The sequence below is a fragment of the Streptomyces sp. NPDC046805 genome (assembly GCF_040645355.1).
GTDB lineage: Bacteria > Actinomycetota > Actinomycetes > Streptomycetales > Streptomycetaceae > Streptomyces.
The window spans coordinates 541,522-563,732 of record NZ_JBEYYC010000001.1 but is presented as its reverse complement, the minus strand read 5'-3'; the positions used below and the strand labels follow the sequence as shown (position 1 = coordinate 563,732).

Annotated in this window: 20 protein-coding genes; 14 read left to right on the top strand and 6 right to left on the bottom strand. The window is 70.5% G+C overall.

The window, feature by feature from the left end; all coding sequences use genetic code 11:
- Window positions 1-543 precede the first annotated feature (543 nt).
- The 7 genes from ABZ910_RS02755 to ABZ910_RS02725 all read left to right on the top strand — a co-directional run bounded on the left by ABZ910_RS02755 (window position 544) and on the right by ABZ910_RS02725 (window position 8,155).
- Window positions 544-1,773 (top strand): lipase, encoded by a 1,230-nt coding sequence (locus tag ABZ910_RS02755; protein WP_361358046.1) that lies wholly within the window; start codon window positions 544-546, stop codon window positions 1,771-1,773.
- Between the two features lie 94 nt (window positions 1,774-1,867).
- Window positions 1,868-2,914, top strand: a complete 1,047-nt coding sequence (locus ABZ910_RS02750; protein ID WP_361358043.1) for an alpha/beta hydrolase — start codon at window positions 1,868-1,870, stop codon at window positions 2,912-2,914.
- An 8-nt stretch (window positions 2,915-2,922) separates the two neighbouring features.
- Window positions 2,923-4,362, top strand: a complete 1,440-nt coding sequence (locus ABZ910_RS02745; RefSeq protein ID WP_361358040.1) for a carboxylesterase family protein — start codon at window positions 2,923-2,925, stop codon at window positions 4,360-4,362.
- Between the two features lie 89 nt (window positions 4,363-4,451).
- Window positions 4,452-5,654, top strand: a complete 1,203-nt coding sequence (locus ABZ910_RS02740) for a cytochrome P450 (RefSeq protein WP_361358037.1) — start codon at window positions 4,452-4,454, stop codon at window positions 5,652-5,654.
- A gap of 179 nt (window positions 5,655-5,833) precedes the next feature.
- Window positions 5,834-6,046 (top strand): hypothetical protein, encoded by a 213-nt coding sequence (locus ABZ910_RS02735; RefSeq protein WP_361358034.1) that lies wholly within the window; start codon window positions 5,834-5,836, stop codon window positions 6,044-6,046.
- A 153-nt stretch (window positions 6,047-6,199) separates the two neighbouring features.
- Window positions 6,200-6,598 (top strand): hypothetical protein, encoded by a 399-nt coding sequence (locus ABZ910_RS02730; protein WP_361358031.1) that lies wholly within the window; start codon window positions 6,200-6,202, stop codon window positions 6,596-6,598.
- Between the two features lie 351 nt (window positions 6,599-6,949).
- On the top strand, window positions 6,950-8,155 hold the full coding sequence (locus ABZ910_RS02725) for a cytochrome P450 (RefSeq protein WP_361358028.1): 1,206 nt from the start codon (window positions 6,950-6,952) through the stop codon (window positions 8,153-8,155).
- A 100-nt stretch (window positions 8,156-8,255) separates the two neighbouring features.
- On the opposite strand, the gene ABZ910_RS02720 is transcribed toward ABZ910_RS02725, so the two are convergent.
- Both ABZ910_RS02720 and ABZ910_RS02715 read right to left on the bottom strand, forming a co-directional pair.
- A complete protein-coding gene (locus ABZ910_RS02720; RefSeq protein WP_361358025.1) occupies window positions 8,256-9,437 on the bottom strand; it encodes an SPFH domain-containing protein in 1,182 nt (393 codons plus the stop codon).
- 10 nt (window positions 9,438-9,447) lie between these two features.
- Window positions 9,448-9,699, bottom strand: a complete 252-nt coding sequence (locus ABZ910_RS02715; RefSeq protein WP_361358022.1) for a hypothetical protein — start codon at window positions 9,697-9,699, stop codon at window positions 9,448-9,450.
- A gap of 482 nt (window positions 9,700-10,181) precedes the next feature.
- Between ABZ910_RS02715 and ABZ910_RS02710 the strand changes: the two genes are divergently transcribed.
- From ABZ910_RS02710 to ABZ910_RS02695, 4 genes are all read left to right on the top strand, one after another.
- Window positions 10,182-11,330, top strand: coding sequence for a Gfo/Idh/MocA family oxidoreductase (locus tag ABZ910_RS02710; protein ID WP_361358020.1), 1,149 nt, complete (start codon window positions 10,182-10,184; stop codon window positions 11,328-11,330).
- Window positions 11,327-12,487 carry a dihydrodipicolinate synthase family protein gene (locus ABZ910_RS02705; RefSeq protein ID WP_361358017.1) on the top strand — a complete coding sequence of 387 codons (1,161 nt, stop codon included), beginning with the start codon at window positions 11,327-11,329 and terminating at the stop codon, window positions 12,485-12,487. Before ABZ910_RS02710 ends, ABZ910_RS02705 begins: the two co-directional genes overlap by 4 nt.
- A 56-nt stretch (window positions 12,488-12,543) precedes the next feature.
- On the top strand, window positions 12,544-13,341 hold the full coding sequence (locus ABZ910_RS02700; protein ID WP_361358121.1) for a sugar phosphate isomerase/epimerase family protein: 798 nt from the start codon (window positions 12,544-12,546) through the stop codon (window positions 13,339-13,341).
- Between the two features lie 185 nt (window positions 13,342-13,526).
- Window positions 13,527-14,531, top strand: a complete 1,005-nt coding sequence (locus ABZ910_RS02695) for a DUF1259 domain-containing protein (protein WP_361358014.1) — start codon at window positions 13,527-13,529, stop codon at window positions 14,529-14,531.
- Window positions 14,532-14,581: 50 nt separating this feature from the next.
- Here the strand turns inward: ABZ910_RS02695 and ABZ910_RS02690 are convergent, their stop codons facing one another.
- The gene (locus ABZ910_RS02690) at window positions 14,582-15,316 is read right to left on the bottom strand and encodes a flavodoxin family protein (RefSeq protein ID WP_361358011.1); all 735 of its coding nucleotides are present in this window, start codon (window positions 15,314-15,316) and stop codon (window positions 14,582-14,584) included.
- A 221-nt stretch (window positions 15,317-15,537) separates the two neighbouring features.
- Between ABZ910_RS02690 and ABZ910_RS02685 the strand changes: the two genes are divergently transcribed.
- A complete protein-coding gene (locus ABZ910_RS02685) occupies window positions 15,538-17,229 on the top strand; it encodes an acetolactate synthase large subunit (protein ID WP_361358008.1) in 1,692 nt (563 codons plus the stop codon).
- Between the two features lie 83 nt (window positions 17,230-17,312).
- Here the strand turns inward: ABZ910_RS02685 and ABZ910_RS02680 are convergent, their stop codons facing one another.
- Window positions 17,313-17,594, bottom strand: a complete 282-nt coding sequence (locus ABZ910_RS02680; protein WP_361358005.1) for a hypothetical protein — start codon at window positions 17,592-17,594, stop codon at window positions 17,313-17,315.
- Between the two features lie 142 nt (window positions 17,595-17,736).
- Here ABZ910_RS02680 and ABZ910_RS02675 point away from each other — a divergent pair, with 142 nt between their 5' ends.
- Window positions 17,737-18,648: an RNA repair domain-containing protein gene (locus tag ABZ910_RS02675; protein ID WP_361358002.1), complete on the top strand. Its 912-nt coding sequence runs from the start codon at window positions 17,737-17,739 to the stop codon at window positions 18,646-18,648.
- Between the two features lie 94 nt (window positions 18,649-18,742).
- Here the strand turns inward: ABZ910_RS02675 and ABZ910_RS02670 are convergent, their stop codons facing one another.
- Window positions 18,743-19,906: a carbohydrate kinase family protein gene (locus tag ABZ910_RS02670; RefSeq protein WP_361357999.1), complete on the bottom strand. Its 1,164-nt coding sequence runs from the start codon at window positions 19,904-19,906 to the stop codon at window positions 18,743-18,745.
- Between the two features lie 116 nt (window positions 19,907-20,022).
- Here ABZ910_RS02670 and ABZ910_RS02665 point away from each other — a divergent pair, with 116 nt between their 5' ends.
- On the top strand, window positions 20,023-20,781 hold the full coding sequence (locus ABZ910_RS02665; RefSeq protein WP_361357996.1) for a DeoR/GlpR family DNA-binding transcription regulator: 759 nt from the start codon (window positions 20,023-20,025) through the stop codon (window positions 20,779-20,781).
- Window positions 20,782-20,812: 31 nt separating this feature from the next.
- On the opposite strand, the gene ABZ910_RS02660 is transcribed toward ABZ910_RS02665, so the two are convergent.
- Window positions 20,813-22,198 (bottom strand): 6-phospho-beta-glucosidase, encoded by a 1,386-nt coding sequence (locus ABZ910_RS02660; RefSeq protein WP_361357994.1) that lies wholly within the window; start codon window positions 22,196-22,198, stop codon window positions 20,813-20,815.
- Window positions 22,199-22,211: the final 13 nt, after the last annotated feature.

Sequence of the window (22,211 nt, the reverse complement as noted above, 5' to 3'; positions counted from 1 at the left end):
CATTTGAGCCGGTCACGGACCGCGACACCGGCGGGGCCGGGCACCACGAACGGCGCCGACATCTCCCGCAGCCCGCCCACCCCGATCACCCTCCCCTCCCGGCCCGAAGAAACCCGCCACCACACCCAACGACCACCACCCGAAAAGGTCACCCATTCGACAGACAAACTCCAGTTCCCCACTGCGCGAGATGCACACCCCGGCCCGTGCACTCGCTCATGCACACCAGAACACCCTTGTGTGCCGTCACGCATCAACAGCTCACAACCTCCGCCGCCGTACGAGAGCAAGGAAGGTCTGGCCCCATGCCGGCGGGCCACATAAGGTCAGCCCCCATAAGGTCAACCGCCCTTGTGGGGCGCGCACACATGCCCTCTCTCCCGTCCTCCGCCTAACCTGTGCGCCGCGAGGGTCAGCCTGCTGAAAGCGTGAACTGTCGAAGGCATCAAAAGCGTTGACAAGCGTGGACAAGGGGGCCGGAACATGCCGTACGGAAGAGGTCGTAGAGGCGGGTGGCGGTTACTGCTCGCGCTCCTCGTAGCGATGGTGGTCGGCATACCGGCCGCCGGGGGTACGGCGTCCGCCGCCGCGCCGCCCGCCTACCTCACCTTGGAGGCGAGCTACGGCGCCGGCACCGTCACCAACGGCTGGGAGCGCGTGGAGCGTTACCTCGACACCACGACCGGCTTCCGTACCGAGGGCTACCCGCCGGACGGCCGCGGCGACCAGGACGGCAAGCGCGTGACGTACTTCGGCGGCGTGGCCCGCCCGTACTCGGGCCGCTTCCTGCTCTACTCGGCCCCCGGCTGGAACACCGGCGCCCAGACCACGCCGGTCCTCCTCGTGCACGGCGCGAACGACACCGCCGACCGCGCCTGGGCCAACCCGGGTGAGGCGGGCGGCTACGGCTGTGGGGCCGCGTCCTGCCCGTCCACCGGGCTGATGCAGTACCTCTCCGCACGCGGCCACCGCGTCTTCGCCGTCGGCTTCGCCCACAAGCAGGGCGACAACCTCATGCAGGCCCAGATCGTCGGCGACGCCATCGCCGTCATCAAGGCGAAGCTGGGCGTCGCCAAGGTCGACCTCGTCGGCTGGAGCAAGGGCGAGATGTCGACACGCGCGTACGTGTCGTCCCTGAAGCCGAGTTGGGGACGGGTGTACGCCGGTGACGTGCGCAGGCTGATCACGGTCGGCGGTCCGAACGGCGGCTACGACTACCCGTACGCGCACGGCTGGGCGCACGACTTCTCCATCTGGCCCGAGTGCGGCGGAACCGTCAACGCCCCCTCTCCGCACTCGTACATGACCTGCTACGGCCAGTACACCCCGCACCCCGAGTTCTCGATGACACCCTCCGGCGGGTACGACGACTACCCCGGCCAGCGCCAGATGCTGGCCCGCTGGGACGGGATGTACGGGGTCGACCAATCCGCCCAGGACTGGTACACGACGTACTACGGCGGTCAGGGCTTCTACACCGCGGGCAGTGGCATCCAGGCCGCCATCGACGCCGGTTCGCTGATCGCGCCGTTGCACAGCGCCGGGGTCCCCGCCTCCGTCACCACGTACCTCCTGGCCGGCGGCTCGCCCGACGTCGTCGGCATCTTCAACGAGAACCGCGGTCCCAGCGACGGCGTGGTCTTCATCGCCAGCGCGCTCGACACCACCGGCATCCCCACGGTCGGCGGCACCGCCACCATCGCGGGCGCCAACCACCTGGAACTGGGCTGGAACGGTTCGGCCGAGGCACAGATCGACACCTGGCTCTCGTAGAACTCCCGGTTTTCGTAGCCCTCTTGGCTCTACCCGGCCCTCCTGGCCTTCGTAGCTCTCCTGGCTCTCCTGGCTCTCGTAAAGGACCGCGAACATGACCAGCAGCGAACTCCGCAGCCGCAGCGTGCCCACCGAACGGCTCACCGTCCGGGTCACGGAGATACGGGACCAGGGCGAACCGGTCGTCTTCGTCCACGGCAACGTCTCCTCCGCCGCCTTCTGGCGCACCACCCTGCCCCTCCTCCCCGACCGCTACCGCCCCATCGCGCTGGACCTGCGCGGCTTCGGCGACAGCGACCCGCTGCCGGTCGACGCGACGCGCGGCCTGCGCGACTACGCCGAAGACCTGGACGCGCTGATGAGGGCCCTGGGGGTCGACCGCGCACACCTGGTCGGCTGGTCCATGGGCGGCGGCGTGGTCATGCAGTACCTGTGCGACCGTCCGGCCGCGGTGCGCTCCGTGACCCTGGTCAACCCCGTCTCCCCGTACGGCTTCGGCGGCACGCAGGGCGTCGGCGGCACCCTCAACTCCGCGGACGGGGCGGGCTCGGGCGGGGCCACCGCCAACCCGGAGTTCGTGGCGCGGCTCGGCAAGAAGGACCGCGGCGAGGACTCTCCCGTCTCCCCCCGGTCCGTCCTGGCGAGTTGCTACGTCAAGCCGCCCTGGCGCCCGGAGCTCGCGGACGAGGACGCCTACGTCGAGTCCATGCTCACCACCCGCACCGGTGACGACCACTACCCGGGCGACAGCACGCAGTCCCCGGCCTGGCCGGGCGTCGCGCCCGGGACCCGCGGCGTCCTCAACTGCCTTTCCCCGCTGTACTTCCGCATCGACGACCTGCATCTCGTCGACCCCAAGCCACCCGTGCTGTGGATCCGCGGCGAGGACGACGTGATCGTCTCGGACACCTCGATGTTCGACCTGGCGCACCTCGGCTCGATCGGCGTGGTGCCGGGCTGGGACGGGACCCCGGCACAGCCGATGGTCGCCCAGACCCGTCACGCCCTGGACCGCTACGCGGCGGAGGGCGGCACGGTACGGGAGGTCGCCGTGCCCGACGCGGGCCACGCGGTGCACCTGGAACGTCCCGAGGAGTTCATCGCGGCCCTGCTGGAACTGCTGGAGGGCCGGTCGGCATGACGGTGTGCATGACCGAACAGGGCGGCGTCCAGGGCTGGTTGGGCGCGGACGGTGTCGCGTCCTTCCTCGGCGTCCCGTACGCCGCCCCGCCCTTCGGCCCCCGCCGCTTCCACGCCCCGTCCCCGCCCGAGCCCTGGACGGGCGTGCGCGACGCCACCGCCCACGGCCCGACCGCACCCCACGCGCCGTACGCGCCGCCCTTCGACGCCCTGATCCCGGAGGACGGCATCCCGGGCGGGGAGTGCCTGAACCTCAACATCTGGACCCCCGTGCCGGAGCCGGGGGCCGGTCTGCCGGTGATGGTGTGGCTGCACGGCGGGGCGTTCTCCAACGGCTCGGGCTCCGCGTCGGGTTACGACGGCCACGCCTTCGCCCGCGACGGAGTGGTGTACGTCAGCCTCAACTACCGCCTGGGCGCGGACGGTTTCCTCCAGCTGCCCGGCATGCCCGACAACCGCGGCCTCCTCGACCAGATGGCCGCCCTGCGCTGGATCCGCGCCAACATCGCCTCCTTCGGTGGTGATCCCGACCAGGTGACGGTCTTCGGCGAGTCGGCGGGCGCGATGAGCATCGGGGTGCTGCTGGCCACGGGCGCGGCGCGGGGCCTGTTCCGGCGGGCGATCCTGCAGAGCGGTGCGTGCCACCACTTCCTGCGCCCCTCCTCGGCGGCCCTGATCGCGGCCCGCCTGGCGGGGAAGCTGGGCATCGAGCCGACTCCGGAGGCGCTCGCCGCCGTCCCCTTCGACGACCTGCTTCCGGCCCAGGCCGATCTCCGTGCCGAGGTGAACGCCCGCCCCGATCCGGCCCTTTGGGGCGAGGCGGCGCTCAACATGATGCCCTTCGAACCGGTGGCGACCGGCCTGTCCCTGCCCGGCCCCGACTGCGGCATCGACCTCCTGGTCGGCAGCAACCGCGAGGAGTACCGCCTCTTCCTGGTCCCCACCGAGCGCCTGGACGCGTTCCCCGAGGCACGGCTCCGCACGATGACGGCCGCCTACGGCGTGGACCCGGACAAGGCCCTGCCCGTCTATCGCGCCGCCCGCCCGGACGCCTCCCCGGGCGAGCTCCTGGACGCGGTGGCGACGGACTGGTTCTACCGGGTCCCGGCCATCCGTCTCGCCGAGTCCGTCCCGGGCTCGCACCTGTATGAATTCGCCTGGCGCTCGCCGCAGTTCGGCGGTCGCCTCGGCGCCTGCCACGCCCTGGACCTGCCCTTCGTCTTCGATCGCCTCGACGACCCGTCGTACGCCCCGCTGCTCGGCACCGACCCGCCGCAGGCGCTCGCGGACGCGATGCACGCGGCATGGGTCTCCTTCGCGAAGACCGGCGAGCCCGGCTGGCCGGCGTACGACACGCACACCCGCACGACCATGGTCTTCGGCGAGGACGCGGCCCCGGAGGGCGACCCTCGCAGGGAGGAGCGGCTGCTCTGGGAGGGCGTGCGGTAGACGGGGTGGCCCGGTCCGGCCGGATGCGGCCTTCGGCGCGGCGCCGCCGGCTGCTAGCGTCGGGCAGAGCCGGGAGACGGGGGCGGACGATGGCGGAAACCGAAGTCGTAGACCTGGTGGCGATGGGCGAGGACTTCGTCCGTGATCCGTATCCGGTCTACGCGGCGCTGCGCGAGCGCGGCCCCGTGCACAAGGTGCGGATTCCGGAGGGCGCGGAGGCGTGGCTCGTCGTCGGGTACGAGGCGGGACGGGCCGCGCTCGCCGATCCGCGATTGTCCAAGCAGTGGAAGAACGCCTCGCCCTCCCTTCCGATCGGCAATCCGGGTACGGGACCGCACATGCTCAACTCCGACCCCCCGGACCACGAGCGGCTGCGCAAGCTGGTCGTCCGCGAGTTTACTCCACGCCGGATCGATCAACTCGCGCCGCGTGTACGGCAGATCACCGACGAGTTGCTCGACGCCATGGTGGCGCTTCCCGAGGGGCGAGCCGACCTGGTCGAGGCCCTCTCCTTCCCGTTGCCCATCTCGGTGATCTGCGAGTTGCTCGGCGTACCGATGCTGGACCGGGACGCGTTCCGCACCTGGACGGCCACGATCCTTTCGGACCCCGACCCGGCGGTGCGGGTGGCGGCGACGGGTGAAGTGTCCTCGTATCTCACCGACTTGCTGAGGCGCAAGCGGCTCGCCCCGGGCCAGGATCTGATGAGCGCCCTGATCCGCACCACCGACGAGGACGGCGACCGGCTGTCCGCCGACGAACTGCTCGGCACCGCCTGGCTGCTGCTGGTCGCGGGGCACGAGACCACGGTCAACCTGATCTCCAACGGTGTGCTGGCCCTGCTGACGCATCCCGACCAACTCGCCGCATTGCGCGCGGACATGACGCTCATCGACAACGCGGTGGAGGAGATGCTGCGTTACGAAGGGCCGTTGGAGACGCCGACGTTCAGGTTCACCACCGAGCCGGTAGAGATCGGCAACACGGTCATTCCCGGTGATGGCGAGCTGGTCCTCGTGGCCCTGGCCGACGCCAACCACGACTCGGCACGCTTCCCCGACCCCGGCCGCTTCGACATACGGCGACAGGCAGGCGGTCACGTCGCCTTCGGCCACGGCATCCACTACTGCCTCGGGGCTCCCCTCGCCCGCATGGAGACCCGGATCGCGATCCGCGCCCTGCTGGAACGCTGCCCCGACCTCACCCTCGACGCCCACCCGGCCGCCCTCACCTGGCGCCACGGCATGCTTCTTCGCGGACCGCACCGGCTGCCGGTCCGGTGGATGTCCTGACCGCACTCTTGATGGAGGCCGAGGTTTCTCGGATGCTGCCCTAGTCAAGTGCGGGGGTACCTTGGGGGGTTGCCGTGGTCTGTCCGTTGTGTGGTGGGGGAAACATCCAGGATCTGCCGCTGTTCTGGAAGCAGCAGCGGGAGGGTTCGGACCCGTGGAGGATGTACAAGCCGCCGACTGTGCAGGACTCGCGTGTCTGGGCGGTGCTCGCCGTGGTCGTCGTGGGGATTGTGCTCATGACGACCGGTGCGGCATTGCTCGGGCTGCTGGTGGGGCTTGCCGGGCTGGCGTGGGGTGTCTTCGACCGGCAAGCGGTGGAGGCATCTCGCAGGGACCTGACCAAGTGGAACCGATCCAAGATCTGCCTCGCCTGCCCGCATGTGTTCCCCTGACGGCACACAGCGGCAGAGCTGATGTGGACAACGGTGCGCCCTACGTGAGCAGTCGTATCGCGCTTCTCGCTGCATCACGTCGCCTCGCCCGAGCGGGTCGCCGACGAGCTCGTACGGGTGTGCCGGCCCGTTAGGCGGGTTGTGGTCGCCGACATGGTCGCGCGCCTCAATCTGTCCGGCGACGCCGACCGCCTTGAGCGGCTGCGCGAGCCGTCGCACGGCACCCTGCTCACCGCGGACCGCATCACCAGCCTGCTGACGTCCGCCGGCGCGGCTCCCGAGCGTGCCGGCGTCTTCGGCCTGGAACGGCCCCTGCGCCCCTGGCTGGCGCAGGCCCTCCCCGCCGACGACCCCGCGCGCGCCATCGGGCGGGAGACCGCCGAGCTCGACGGCGGCCCCGCGACCGGCCTGCGCCCGCCGCTCAGGCACGGCGAGCTGTGGTTCCCCAGACCTGGGCCCACCTCTCCGTGGCCGTCGCCGCCTGAGGCTCCCGCACACCTCCCTCCCCGGCTTTCGAGCCGGGGACACGAGGGCATCGCGTGCGTACCGTAGGGAGACTCCGGTAGTCCACCTGGCCGCAGGTGATCGCGCAGATCACGATGCCGCGCCGCCTCTCGTGTTTCCATCGCAGGAGGAGGCATATGACATGGCTGACGGCAGACAGCAGGACGCTCACTCCCGGCTCACCCCACTCCGGCTCCGTGTGCCGGGTGTGACCGCCCGGGTGCCCGCGCTCACGGGTGTGCCGAGCGACGCCCACGCCGCTTCCGCCAGTCCGAAGGTCCCTCCGGCGCGGCAGCCTGTGTTTTCCGGACCGTCGGCGACGCCGTAAGACGCGCCGAGGGCCTACGTCGCGCCGTGGACACCCCCAGCGTCGTACCCCCTGCCCAGAGGAGCAGACTCATGCCCCGTGACCACGAGGCGATCACTTGCCCATTCGACTTCAGTGAAGGCTTGGAGTTCGATCCCGAGCTCACGAGCCTGATGCAACGCGACCGTCCCGCCCGGATCCGGCTTCCCTACGGTGACGCCGACGCGTGGCTGGTCACCGGCTTCGACGGCGTCAAGTCCGTGACCACGGACCACCGTCTGAGCAGGGCCGGCATCATCGGTCACGACTATCCCAGGCTGACGCCGGAGCCCATCGTCTCGCCCGAGTCGGTCAACGTGATGGATCCGCCGCAGAGCAACCGCGTCCGCCAGCTGGCCTCGCAGGCGTTCACCCAGCAGAAGGTGGACAGCATGCGCCACCGGATCGTCCGGCTCGCGGATCTCCTGCTGGACGAGATGGAGGAGGAGGGCCCGCCGACGGACCTGGTCCGGCACCTCTCCGACACACTCCCCCAGCACACCATCCTGGACCTTCTCGGCATCGAGCGGGAAGAGTGGCCGCGGATGCAGGAGTCGGTACGGCAGCTGCTGGTCGTCGGCGCGGACAACAAGGAGGCCGCGGCGAACGCCAAGGCCGATCTGATCGCCTACTTCGCCAAGCTCGTCGACCAGCGCCGTAACTCACCGGGCGAGGACCTCATCAGTGCGATGGCCGAGGCGCGGGACGGCAAGGACCAGCTCACCGACGACGAACTGGCGGTCATGGCACTGACCCTGGCGCTCAGCGGCCAGGACACGGCCACCTGCCAGATCAGCAACATCGCCTACCTCCTGTTCACCCGCCCCGAGCTCGCGGAACACCTCAGGCGCCGGCCCGACACCCTGACCAACGTCCTGCACGAGATGCTCCGTTACATCCCCTTCCGCAAGGGCGTCGGCATCCCCCGCGTCGCCCTGGAGGACATGGAGCTGAACGGCGTACGGATCAAGCGCGGTGACTTCGTCCACGTGTCGTACCTGTCGGCCAACCGTGACCCGGAGCGCTACCCGGACCCGCACAGCATCGACGTCGAGCGGCCGAACCGCCCGCACATGACGTTCGGTTGGGGCGGCCACCGGTGCATCGCGGTCCCGTTGGCCATGGCGGAGCTCGAAGTGGCCATCGGACGGCTCATCGAGCGCTTCCCCAAGCTGCGGCTGGCGGTGCCTGCGGAGAGCGTGCGATGGGACACGGAGACGATCCGGCGGTTTCCGCTGGAACTGCCCGTGGATTGGTAGAAACAGCGCTGCGCCGGCTGTCCCTTGTGCCGCCGGCCCGGCCAACACCCCTTCGGTGCACGGGGGTTGGCCGGGCCGGCGACAGTGTGACTGAAGCCGATCACTCCTCTTCGCCGGCGTCCTGCCTGCCCGTCCGCGGGCCCTGCAGTTCGAGCCGACCGTTGTTGCCCTGCTCGGGGCGGCCATCGGTGTTCTGGCCGTTCTGGCCGTTGAGGTTCTGCCGGACCGAGTCCAGGATCGTCAGGCCCTGGGCGACCAGGCCGGCCGCGATCTCCCCGAGGCCGTCCGCGCCGTTCAGGACGTTGACATTGGCACCGGACAGGCCGCCCGCCGCCTCCTTCACGATCTGCGGGAGCTGGTCGATCAGCATCCGGTCGAGGGCGACCCGGTCGTGCGAGGCCGCGGCCTCCGCCTGGATCTTCATGCGCTCCGCCTCGGCGATGGCAAGGATCCTGACCCGCTCCGCCTCGGCCTCGGCGGGCTTCACGACCTCAGACACCAACTGCTGCTGGCGCAACTTGGCCTGTCGCTGCGCCAGTTCGGTCTGGGCGGCGAGCACTTCCTGCTGGGCGTGTGCCTGGGCGAGCGGTCCGGCCTGAGCGGCCTGCGCCTGGGCGCGGTCCACCTCGGCCGTGTACTCGGCCTTCACCACCGCGGTCTGCCGCGCGTACTCGGCCTGCTTACGGGCCGCGTCCTGCTCCGCCTCAGCCGCGGCCTGGTTGGCCTGGGCCTGGGCGATCTGGGCCTGCCGCTGGATGGCCGCCTTGTGCGGCGCGGACATCGCGTCGATGTAGCCGGTGTCGCCGTCGTCGATCGACTGGATCTGCAGCGAGTCCACGATCAGACCGATCTTGGCCATCTCGGTCTTCGACGTGTCCAGCACCTCGGCGGCGAGTTTCTGCCGCTCGGTGACGATCTCCTCGACCGTCATCGAGCCGATGATGGCACGGAGATGACCGGCGAAGATCCTGCCCGTCAGGATCGACATCTGCTCCTGGTCGGACAGGAACCGCTGTCCGGCGTTGATGATGCTCTCCGTGTCGTTGCCGACCTTGAACGCGATCACCGCGCGGACGTGCAGCGCGATGCCCTGCTTGGTCACGCAGGTCTCGGTGACCTCGGACTCGCACATGGACAGGGTGAGGAAGCGGACCTTGCGGAAGACGGGGAGCACGAACTTTCCGTGCCCCGTCACCACCCGGAACGGCGCGCCCCCCAGTCCCCGCCGTCCTCCCGAGATCAGCATCGCCTCGTCGGGAGCGGGAACGCGATAACCGAACATCCTGTTCTCCTTAGCCGGCGTCCGCGGCATCGCCGCGCAACGTGTCCAACGGATCGCCCCATGCGATGACGTCGACTTCACGGCATCCACGGGAGTCGATCACGAGCACTGTGGCCCCTGTCGGCAGGGGCTCCTGCGACCATGCGAGGAAGGTCTCGGAGCCGCCTCGGACCCGCACCAGGATCTCGCCGGGACCGGCTGATCCACGCGTGCCGATGAGCAGTTCCCCCGTGCAGCCGATCACGGCCTCGTCCTGCGCCATCGTCGGCTACCTCCCCTCGTCCTGGTCCCTGATTCCGACCTTAGACCCACCCATGACGGGCGCCCACACCGCGGTGGCGACTACGGGGCGACAGCCCCCTCGCCCCTCCCCCGAGCACACCGGCGCCTGCCTCCGGCAAGCGGCTGAGCAGGGCAGTTCCAGCCGTCCCAGCTCGTCGACCAGCGCAAGCCGACCGGGTGGTACGGAGTCCGCCTATGCCGGCTCCGACGCCGGCCACAGCGAGGTCACCGCCGGCCGCGCGCGAGGTACCGCCGTCCGAGTCCCCGCTCTACGATCTGTCCGACGTACGGCTGTCCCCCACAGCGCCGGGGCGCTCGATATCGCCGGGGCGCTCGGCAACCATCTGCACCGCTTCAAGGGGGCCTCGGTACCTGGACCGCCGGTCGGAGGCTCGCGGGATTCGCGCCCCCGCCCACGCGGACGCGGCATGCACAAGCACCTCCCTCCGGAAAGGACCTGGCATGGACCGCAAGATCGTCCGTATCGCGATGAACGGCGTCACCGGACGGATGGGCTACCGCCAGCACCTCGTCCGCTCGATTCTCGCGATCCGCGACCAGGGCGGCCTCGATCTCGGCGGTGACGTCCTGTGGCCCGAGCCGGTCCTCGTCGGCCGCCGCGAGCACGCCCTCCGCGACATCGCCGACCGGCACGGACTGACGGAGGTCGCGACCGACCTCGACGCCGTCCTCGCGGACGACACGATCGACATCTACTTCGACGCCCAGGTGACCTCCGCCCGCGTCGAGGCGCTGACGAAGGCCATCACGGCCGGCAAACACGTCTACGCGGAGAAGCCCACCGCCACCGACCTCGCGGGAGCCCTCGGTCTGGCCCGCCTCGCCGAGAGCGCGGGCATCCGGCACGGCGTCGTACAGGACAAGATCTTCCTGCCGGGACTGCTGAAGCTGAAGCGGCTGATCGACGGCGGATTCTTCGGTGAAATCCTGTCCGTGCGCGGCGAGTTCGGGTACTGGGTGTTCGAGGGCGACTGGCAGCCCGCCCAGCGCCCCTCCTGGAACTACCGCGCCGAGGACGGCGGCGGCATAGTCGTCGACATGTTCCCGCACTGGGAGTACGTCCTGCACGAGCTGTTCGGCCGTGTCACCTCCGTCACCGCGCAGGTCGCCACGCACATCCCGCGCCGGTGGGACGAGCAGAGCAGGGCTTACGAGGCCACGGCCGCCGACGCCGCGTACGGCATCTTCCTCCTGGAGGGCGGGGCCGTCGCGCAGATCAACTCCTCCTGGGCGGTGCGCGTCCACCGCGACGAACTGGTCGAGTTCCAGGTCGACGGCACCCACGGCTCGGCGGTCGCGGGCCTGCGCAACTGCCGTGCCCAGCACCGCTCGGCCACCCCGATGCCGGTGTGGAACCCCGATCTGCCGCTCATCGAGTCCTTCCGCGACCAGTGGCAACAGGTCCCGGACAACGGTGAGTTCGCCAACGGCTTCAAGACCCAATGGGAGTTGTTCCTGCGCCATGTCGTGCTCGGCACGCCGTACCACTGGGACCTTCTGGCGGGCGCGCGTGGAGTGCAACTCGCCGAGCTGGGCCTGCGTTCGTCGGCGGAGGGCCGCCGCCTGGACGTCCCGGAGCTGACGCTGTGACGCTTCTGCTCCCGAACCCCGACGGCACGCTGCGGACGTACGAACCCCGCACCGCGCCCCGCCCCCTGAGCTTCCCCGCCGACGTCCGACTCACGTCCCGTACGGTCTTCGCCGCCGCCCATGTGGTGGCCGATCCGTACGCCGACACCACCCCCGATTCGAGCGCCGCCGTCGACTGGGACGCCACGCTGGCCTTCCGCCACCACCTGTGGTCACACGGGCTCGGCGTCGCGGAGGCGATGGACACCGCGCAGCGCGGCATGGGCCTGGACTGGGCGATCGCGGCCGAGCTGATCCGCCGCTCGGCGGCCGAGGCGAAGGCGGCCGGCGGCGCGATCGCGTGCGGCGTCGGCACGGACCAGTTGACCGGGCCGGCCTCGCTCGCCGACGTCCGCCGCGCCTACGAGGAGCAGCTCGCCCTCGTCGAATCCACCGGCGCCCAGGCGATCCTGATGGCCTCCCGCGCGCTGGCGGCCACCGCCTCGTCGCCGGACGACTACGTCGCCGTCTACACCCCCCTGCTCCGCCAGGCGTCCGAGCCGGTGATCCTGCACTGGCTGGGCCCGATGTTCGACCCGGCCCTCGAGGGCTACTGGGGGTCCTCGGACCTGGACGCGGCCACCGAGACCCTCCTCGACGTCATCGCGGCCCACCCTGACAAGGTCGACGGCATCAAGATCTCGCTGCTGGACCCCGGACGCGAGATCGCCCTGCGCCACCAACTGCCGCAGGGCGTACGCTGCTACACGGGCGACGACTTCCACTATCCCCGGCTGATCGCGGGCGACGAAGCAGGGTTCAGCCACGCGTTGCTCGGCATCTTCGACCCGCTGGGCCCACTGGCGGCGCAGGCGGTGCGCGCGCTGGACGCGGGCGATGCCGGCACGTTCCGCGAGCTGCTCGACCCGACGGTCGTACTCTCGCGCCACCTCTTCCAGCCGCCGACCCGCTTCTACAAGACGGGCGTGGTGTTCATCGCGTGGCTGGCCGGTCACCAGAGCCATTTCACGATGGTGGGCGGTCTGCAGTCGGCGCGCTCACTGCCGCACCTGGCGCGGGCGTACGAACTGGCCGACTGGCTGGGCCTGTTCGCGGATCCGGCGCTGGCCGAGTCCCGTATGAAGTCCCTGCTGACCGTGTTCGGAGTCCCGCAGTGAACGAGGGAGTGGCCAACGGAGGGAAGGACCGCCTGTCCCGTTTCAGCATCAACCAGATGACGGTGCGGCAGTTGAAACTGCCGTCGCTCGTGGAGGCCTGCGACCGCCTGGGCATTCCCGCTGTCGGCCTGTGGCGCGAACCGGTCGCCGCCCACGGCCTGGAGGCCGCGGCGAGGCTGATGCGCGACGCGGGTCTCACCGTCACGTCGCTGTGCCGCGGCGGCTTCCTGACCGCGATCGAACCCGCCGGGCGTGCCTGTGCCCTGGACGACAACCGGGCGGCGATCGACGAGGCGGCGACGCTGGGCACGGACACGCTGGTCCTGGTCGCGGGCGGCCTCCCGCCGGGCGCCCGGGACCTGGCAGCGGCCCGCGAGCGCATCGCGGAGGCGCTCTCCTCGCTGGCGCCGTACGCGGCCGAGCGGGGCGTCCGCCTGGCGATCGAGCCCCTGCACCCGATGTACGCGGCCGACCGATGCGTCGTCTCCACCCTCGACCAGGCCCTCGACCTGGCGGAGCGCTTCCCGGCCGACCAGGTGGGCGTGGTGGTGGACACGTACCACGTCTGGTGGGACGACCGGGCCCCGGCAGCGGTCGACCGAGCGGGCGCCACCGGACGCATCCACTCATTCCAGCTGGCCGACTGGACGACCCCGCTCCCGGCGGGCGTGCTCAACGGCCGCGGCCAGTTGGGGGACGGCGCGATCGACCTGCGCTCATGGCGTGAGCGAGTGGAGAGCACGGGCTGGTCGGGCTCCATCGAGGTGGAGCTGTTCAACGACGGGCTGTGGGCGCGGGACGGTGTCGAGGTACTGGTGGAGACGACACGGAGGTACCTCGCCCACGTGTTCTGAGAGTCCCCGCCGGATCTCCCGACGCCGACGCTCCCTGCGCTCCCGGCCCTTACGGGCGCTCGCGCCGACCGCAACCGGTGCGTGCCGTATGGAGGTTCCTATTACCCCGCCCGGCCGCAGTTGATGGTGCGCATCACGGGTCCGTGCCACCTCCCGTGTTCCCATCACGGCAGGAGGCATACGACATGACTTATGGCCCACCGCAGGACAATCAGAACCGACCCCTCGCGTCCCGGCGTCGTCTGCTGGGCGCGGCCGCACTGGCGCCCCTGCTCACCGGGGCGTCGACCCGCACCGCCCACGCCGCTTCCGCCGGACCGCATGACCGCGCACTCGCCAGACCGGTGATGACCAAGCTGACGGACTGGGCGAACGTGGGCGAGGTCCTCGGCCGGCCCGGCGACATGAAGCGGGTCGCCTACCACACGGGCCTGCCGCGCCAGGACCTCACGGTCTTCTCCCACGGTATTTGGATCAACCCCGCGCTCGCCCTGGGCACACACGTGTCCTTCGTCCGCTACGACGACCACAGCACGCTTCTGATGGGCGACACCGTGGTCACCGAGCGAGAACTGCAGCACTTCTGCGACGTCCTGAACGAGCACGGGATCATGCAGACCGCCATCCACAAGCACCTGCTCGCCCACGAGCCCAACGTCTGGTGGGTCCATGTGCACGCCCACGGCCTCGACCCGGTCGCCATCGCCCGCGGTCTGCGCGCCGCACTCGACGCCACCGGTACCCCGCCCCCCGGACCCACCCTTCCACCCCTGCCCGTGAACCTGGACACTGCCGCGATCGACGCCGCGATGGGCGTCAAGGGCTCCGCGGACGGCGAGATCTACAAGTCCGTCTTCGCCCGCCGCGAGACCATCACCGACGGCCCCCTGGTCCTGCCCCCGGGCCTGGGCTCCACCACCTCCGTCAACTTCCAGCCCCTCGGCGGCGGCCGTGCCGCCATCAGCGGGGACGTGGTGATGACCGCCCCTGAGGTGCAGCCCGTACTCGTGGCTCTTCGGCGCGCCGGAGCCCAGCTCGTCGAGGTGCATCACCACAATCTGACCGACGAACCGCGCCTGTTCTTCGTCCACTTCTGGGCCGTGGGCGACGCGGTGGTGCTCGCCAAGGGCCTTCGCCACGCCGTGGACGTCACCAACGTCGTACCCATGCCCACAGGGCCGGCGGCCTGAGGAGCTCCTCGAGCGGTGCGGGCGACGCACCGTCCGCACCACCCTCGTCCCTACCGGTGTTCAGGATTCGCGTAGTCACGGCGGCAGCCGGCGTCCCAGGCGGTGCGCTGGTTGCCGTGGGCGGGGATGCCGCCGGAGTCCTTCAGTACCCGGGCCACGTGCAGCAGGTTCCAGGCCATGAAGGTGGTGTTGCGGTTGGTGAAGTCGTTCTCCGGGCCGCCCGAGCCGGGGTCGAGGTACGAGGGGCCGGGGCCCGCCTCGCCGATCCAGCCGGCGTCCGCCTGGGGAGGGATGGTGTATCCCAGGTGCTGCAGGCTGTAGAGGACGTTCATGGCGCAGTGCTTGACGCCGTCCTCGTTGCCGGTGATCAGGCAGCCGCCGACACGGCCGTAATAGGTGTACTGCCCGGCCTCGTTGAGCAGGCTGGAACAGGAATAGAGGCGTTCGATCACCCGCTTCATCACCGAGCTGTTGTCGCCCAGCCAGATGGGGCCGGCCAGCACGAGGATGTCGGCCGCCAGGACCCGCTGGTAGATCTCCGGCCACGCGTCCGTCGCCCAGCCGTGCTTCGTCATGTCCGGCCACACGCCGGTGGCGATGTCGTGGTCCACGGCCCGCAGGACGTCGACGTGCACTCCCTGATCCTCCATGACGGAGGTGCAGTAGTCGATCAGTCCGCGGGTGTTGCTGGTCTCCGGCGAGCGTTTCAGGGTGCAGTTGATCACCAGAGCACGCAGGTCGTCGTACCGTGCCGGTGCGTCGGTAGCGGGCGACGAAGCGGTCACGCGGTCCTCCCAGAGCCCTGTCGCCGTACGGTCGCGGCGACTCGTCCACGCCGTCCAGCGTGCGGGCGGACCGCGGCAGGTGCCATCGCAGCGCATCCGAACGGCCCCACGCGCCGCCGGGACTCGGACGCGGTCGAGCCGGTGAGTACGCGCCGCCGGGGCCGCCCTCGGTCGGCGGCCACGAGTGGCCGGGCCAGGCGGGGCATGCCTACGTTCGTCCCATGGGCGCGGAAGACACGGCCGAGTCACCGAACGCGGCGGCAGCGGAGGACGTCGCGCACCTGTTGGTGCGCTGTCTGCAGGCGGAAGGCGTGGAGTACGTCTTCGGGATCCCCGGTGAGGAGAACATCCGCTTCGTCGACGCGCTCGGCGACTCGGACATGCGGTACGTCCTGGTGCGCCACGAGCAGGCCGCCTCGTTCATGGCGGAGATCTACGGTCGGCTGACCGGCCGCGCCGGAGTGTGCTCGGCGACGCTGGGGCCCGGCGCGATCAACCTGCTGCTCGGCACCGCGGACGCCATGACCAACAGCTCGCCGATGGTGGCGCTGGCCGCGCAGGGGTCGCTGCGCCGTATCCACAAGGAGTCGCACCAGGTCATCGATCTGGTGTCGATGTTCGCCCCGGTCACCAAGTGGTCGGCCCGCGTCGAGTGTCCGGACGCGGTGCCCGAGATGACGCGCAAGGCGTTCAAGACCGCGCAGAGCGAGCGTCCCGGCGCCGTGTTCCTGGCGGTGCCGGAGGACGTCGAAGCCGAGCGTCCTGCCGAGCCGTTGGCGCCCTTGCAGATCGACACGGTGCACGCCGATGCGCCCTCGCCCTCCCAGATCGCCCGCGCGGCCGAGGCGCTCGCCACGGCCCGGCACCCCGTCGTGCTGGCAGGCCACGGCGCCGCCAGAGCCGGGGCATCGGACGCGCTCGTGCGGTTCGCCGAGCGGCTGAACGTCCCGGTCGCGACCACGTTCCACGGCAAGGGCGTCTTCCCCGACGACCACCCGAACGCCCTCGGCGCGGTCGGCTTCATGCGTCACGACTACGGCAACTTCGGCTTCGACTCCGCCGACGTGCTGATCTGCGTGGGCTACGAGATCCAGGAGTTCGACCCGGCCAAGATCAACCCGAACGGCGACAAGCGGATCGTCCACGTGCACCGCTTCCCCGCCGAGGTGGACGCCCACTACCCGGTCGCCGTGGGCGTCCAGGGCGACCCCTCGCAGGCGCTGGACGCACTCGCGGCGGCGCTCCCCGACGGACTCGCCTTCGACTCGGGCAGCTCCGAGAAGATCCGTACGCTGCTCGACGAGGAACTCGAGTACGGGCGTGCCAACGACGCGTTCCCCCTGGCCCCGCAGCGCGTGGTGGCCGATGTCCGCACCGCGCTGGACCGTCACGACATCGTGCTCGCCGACACCGGCGCCGGAAAGATGTGGATGTCCCGCCTCTACCCGACCTACGAACCGGACACCTGCCTGGTCTCCAACGGCCTGTCCACCATGGGCTTCGCGCTGCCGGGCGCCATCGCCGCCAAGCTGGCCCGGCCGGACCGACGCGTCCTCGCGATGATGGGCGACGGCTCGTTCCTGATGAACTCCCAGGAACTGGAGACCGCCGTACGCGAACGCGTCCCGCTGGTCGCGCTCGTCCTGGTCGACGAGGAATACGGCCTGATCACCTGGAAGATGGAGCTCGAACTGGGCCGCCACAGCCACACCCGGTTCACCAACCCCGACCTGGTCGCCTACGCCGAAAGCTTCGGCGCACGCGGCTATGCGATCGAGAGCGCCGACCAACTGCTGCCGGTTCTGCGCCACGCCCTCGACGACAACGCGGTCTCCGTCATCGCCTGCCCCGTCGACTACGCCGAGAACCTGCGCCTGACGGACAGACTGGGCAGCCTCCACGGGCCGTTCTGACCTGACCGACCTGCCTCGTTCACTTCACGGTGCCGGAGTTCACTCGCCTGCGGTCCGACCGCATGTCGGCGGCACGGCGTCGGTCACCGGACCTTCGGGTCCGGTGCGGAGGCCCGCTCGGGCCCCGCGCCCTCGGCGGGCCGGCCGCCGGTTCGCAGCAGCGCCGCGCCGATGGCCAGGGCCACGAGGACGAACCCGGCGGCGATCAGGAAGGCCAGCCGGTAGCCGCCGACCAGCGCGGACGCCTCGCTCACGCCGGACGCGGTGGCGTGTCCGGCCCGCTCAACCTCCTGACGGCCGAGCTCGGAGCCGAAGCCGTGGTGGTCCCCCGCGCACGTCCGGCCCGATGGCCCGATCGGCTTCATCGCCCCGGCATACGCCGGCACCATCACGCACCGCATCTGATGCATCGCGGTGCGGGCGGAACCTCCGTCGAGGACAGAGTGGGCGCACCCTGGAAGAAGAGGAAGCGAGGGTGTGAGGCATGAGGGTCGGAAAGGAGGCGTGATGCGGACCAGCGACGAGATCTATCACCGGGTCCGCTGGGACCCGCGGTTCGATCCGGCCCGGTTCGTGCTGGGGATCAGCCGGCGCGGGGGCGGCGTCGAACGCGTCCCGCTGTCTTCCTTCGTGCCCGGGGGCGACATCCCGTGGCACCGGGTGGTGTGCATCGAGGCGGACGGCGAGGTGGTCTGGGATCGGGCCACGGGCGTGGACCGCATGGACGCCTCGGGCGCCGGCCGCGTGCGGGACCCGCAAGCGGACCCGAGTTCCGAGTCGAGCTCCGGCGGCGAGCCCGCCCGCGTCCTCGACGTGTCCCCGACGGCCCGCACGGCGGTGGCCTGGATCCCGCCCGCGGAACTGTGGCCGCCGATCCAGGACATCCGCCGGGATTACGATCCGCAGATCCACCGCTGGCCCCCGCACGTGAATGTGCTCTTCGGCTTCGTACCGGAGTCGGCCTTCGAGCGGGCTGCCCCGCTGCTCGCCGCGGCGACGGCCGAGACGCCGGTCTTCACCGCCCGGCTGGACGGGCTGCACACCTTCCGGCACAGGGCGTACTTCACCGTATGGCTCGACCCGGCGGCAGCCGGCAACGCGCCGTGGGCGGACCTGCACCACGCACTGCGGCAGCGCTTCCCGCGCTGCCGTGGACCCGCCAAGAACTTCACCCCGCACCTGTCCCTGGGCCGCACCCGGGACCCACGGCAAGTCACCGCCGACTGCGCCACTCGGCTCGACGCCATGACGGCGACGGTCTGGGAACTCGTCCTGCTCTCACGCAGGGGCGACGGGCCGATGCGGCCACGGGCCACAGTCGCCCTGCGTACGGGCGAGATCCGCCGGCTGCCCGCACCCGGCCCCGAAGCGCCGGGCCCGGAGGACACGGCATGGCTCTCCGAGATCACCGACAGATGAGGCCATGGCCGGGTGGGGCCGACCTCCGCGAGAGCAGCGGCTGCACCTGGACCTCGGCGAGCGCGTCGTCAACCAGGCTGTCGCGTATCGGGGGTCAGATCTGATCCGCCGTCGGAGGGGCGCCATCGCGCACCGCCGCGACCGGGTAAGGGTTTCGGAATCCGAGGGTGGGCGCCGCTCTGCGGAGCGTGCGTCCCGGTCGGTCGGGCACCAAGGCGTCCAGGAAGGCGTACCGTCGGCGGATCTCGGCGTCCCCGTGCTGTTTGACGTGATGCCACCAGACGGCCACCTCGAGCCAGCCCGGGGCCGAGAGTGAGCCGCCGAATTCCTGCACGGACAGTGCCGCGGTCAGATTGGCGAAGGCGAGGCGCTCGGCAAGCGGCCATCCGGCGAGGGACCCGGTGACGAAGCCGGCCATGAAGACGTCACCGGCGCCCGTCGGGTCCAGCGCTTCCACGGCGAGACCCGGTACGGACACTTCCTCGCCGGTGGCCGCGTCGACGGCCACGGCGCCCTCCGGGCCATTGGTGACGACGGCGATCGGCACGCGGTCGGCCAGGGCCCGGGCGGCCGCTTCCGGCGAGTCGGTGCGGGTGTAGCTCATCGCCTCCACGGCGTTGGGCAGGAAGGCGTGGCAGTAGCGCAGTCCGTCCAGGGTCGCCGCGTCCCACCGCCCGGTGTCGTCCCAACAGATGTCCGCGAAGACCAGGCTGCCGCTCGCGTGCGCCTGCTCGATCCACGGGTCGTAGCGCTGCGCACCGAAGGCGGTCACGCAGGCGCGGGCCGGCGGCGGTGTCCTCACCAACTGCTCCAGCAGCGGCGGAACATGTCCGTGGGAGACCATGGTGCGTTCGCTGTCGTACGCCATGGAGACGGTGACCGGCGAGTGCCATCCCGGCTCCCGGCGGGACGCGGACAGGTCGATGCCCTCGTCCCTGGAAAGGGTGTCCCAGCAGTGATCGCCGTAGGCGTCGTCGCCGAACGCGGCGGCGAGGGCGGTGCGCAGTCCGAGGCGGCTGAGCGCGGTCGCCATGTTGGCGACGCCACCGGGGCTGGAGCCCATGCCCCGCGCCCAGGTCTCGCTCCCTCGCACGGGAGCGGAGTCGAGACCGGTGAAAATGATGTCGAGAAAGACCGTGCCCGTGAGAAAGACGTCGTGGACCGGATCCCGAAACCGGCTCACCGGGGCCAGCGGATCCGGCTTTTCCGGTATTTCCCTCGCTGCGCCCAGAGTTGGGAGGTCCTGGTCTTCACGCATGGGACTCCTCGGGAGTTTCTCACAGACCGTGATCCACACTGTGCATCAGCATCATGCGACCTGCAAGAGTTGAAGCATCTTCACTCAAAGTCGGTCAACTGAAGTACAGTGCCCGCATGTTGCGGCAGATACGGCATCAGCGCCTGCTCCAACTCCTGCAGGAGAAAGGCGCATTGCCCGTGGGCGAGATCGCAGCGCTCCTGGGCGTCAGCGAGGCGACCGCACGACGCGATCTGGGCGTCCTGAGTCAGAACGGGCAACTGACCAGGATCTACGGCGGTGCCGTGGCCGTGGCCCATGCCAACGACGAGCCCCTCTTCGGCTCGGTGGCCGAGGACGACGCCGACGACAAGGACGCCGTGGCGCGCCATGCCGCCGCTCTGGTGGCCGACGGTGACGTCGTGCTGCTGGACATCGGCACCACGGTGGTTCGTCTGGCCCGTCAGTTGCACGGCCGTCGTATCACCGTGGTGACGAGCAACCTGGCGGTCTACGAGGAGTTGCGCGACGACGAGACGGTCAGCCTCGTTCTGCTCGGCGGGGAAGTACGCCGTAACTACCACTCGCTCGTCGGCTTCCTCACCGAGGCGAATCTGAGCCAACTCCACGTCGACCGGCTGTTCCTGGGGACGAGCGGGGTGGGGCCGGACGGTTCGGTGCTCGACACCACCCTGGTGGAGGTACCGGTCAAGCGGGCCATGGTGGCCGCCGCCAGACAGGTCGTCCTCCTCGCGACGGCCGCCAAGTTCCCCGGCTCCGGGATCGCCCGGGTGTCCGGACCGGACGAGGTCGATCTTCTGGTCACCAACAAGGGTGCCGACCCGGCCACCATCGCGGTCCTCAGTGAGGCCGGCGTGAAGGTGGTCCTGGCGTAGGCCGGACTTCTCGTCGCAGCATCCCTCGGTCTCAGGGAGCCCTCAACGCCGCGGCGACCTCGGGGATCCGGTCGCGGTAACCCTTCAGCAACTCCCGCGCGATGCCGACCGAGTCCACCAACGGGTGCAGCGCGAAGGCATGCAGGGCGGCGTCCGGGTCGTGTTCGACGGCGGCCTGGACGGTCAGCCGCTCGCAGGCCTTGACCTGCTGCATCAGGCCCAGTTGGGATAGATCGGGGGCGGTGACCGGCAACGGGGAGGGGCCCTTGGCGTCGACGGTGCAGGGGACCTCGATCACGGCGTCCTCGGGCAGTCCCGGGACGGTCGCGCCGTTGCGGACGTTGAGGACCATGGTGGTGGGCTCGTCACGCGCGATGGCCTTCACCAGGTCGAGGGCGACTCCGGCGTAGCCGTCGATCTCCAACTCGGGCGCCTGCGCGACTACTTCGGTGGTCTGCTGGCCGTGCTCGGCACCGGACTTCGCTTCGGCCATGTAACTCGCCCGGCGTTCGGCGACCGTCTGCCGCCAGAACGCTTCGACACCCGCCGCCCTTCCGGGGCCGCAGTGCAGGTGCCGGGCCTGACGGAAGAAGGCGTTCTGCTGATCGGCCAGGAACTCGCCGCGAGTGCGCGGTACGTCCAGGATGGCGCGGACCGCGTCCCGGTTGAAGTAGTAGTAATAGAGGTACTCGTTGGGCAGGACGCCCATACTGCGGATCCACTCCGCGCCGAAGACCTCGGTCTCCTCCAGTTGCCCCAACAGAGCGTCGTCGGAGAGTAGTTCGGGCAGCAGGTCCCGGTCGCCGACGACGACGCGGCGCAGCCAGCCGAGATGGTTGAGACCGACGTAGTCCAGTCGTGCCTCGGCCGGGTCGGCGCCCAGCGCGTGGGCCACCCTTCGGCCGAGACCGGACGGGGTGTCGCAGATGCCGACGACGCGGTCGCCGAGGATCGGCAGGAGCGCCTCGGTGATCATTCCGGCCGGGTTGGTGAAGTTGATGACGAAGGCGCCGGGGGCCAGGGCCTGCACCCGCTCGGCGAACCGGCGCATCACCGGGATGGTGCGCAGCCCGTAGGCGAGGCCGCCGGGGCCGGTGGTCTCCTGACCGAGCACGCCCAGTTCCAGGGCGACCCGCTCGTCCTGGGTGCGGCCGAGGAGGCCGCCGACCCGCACCGCCGAGAAGACGAAGTCGGCCCCCTCCAGGGCGTCGTCGAGCACCGTGGTGACGGAGACCCGCGGTGGATCGGCGTGGCCCTGGGCGAGTTCGGTGAGGATGCCCTCGACCACCGCGAGCCGGTCCGCGTCCTCGTCGTAGAGCCAGACGTCGTCGACCCGGGGGGTACCGGTGTCGCCGAGCAGGGCCCGGTAGACGTACGGAACCCGGAAGCCGCCGCCGCCGAGAATGCACAGTTTCATGTCAGGGTCACCT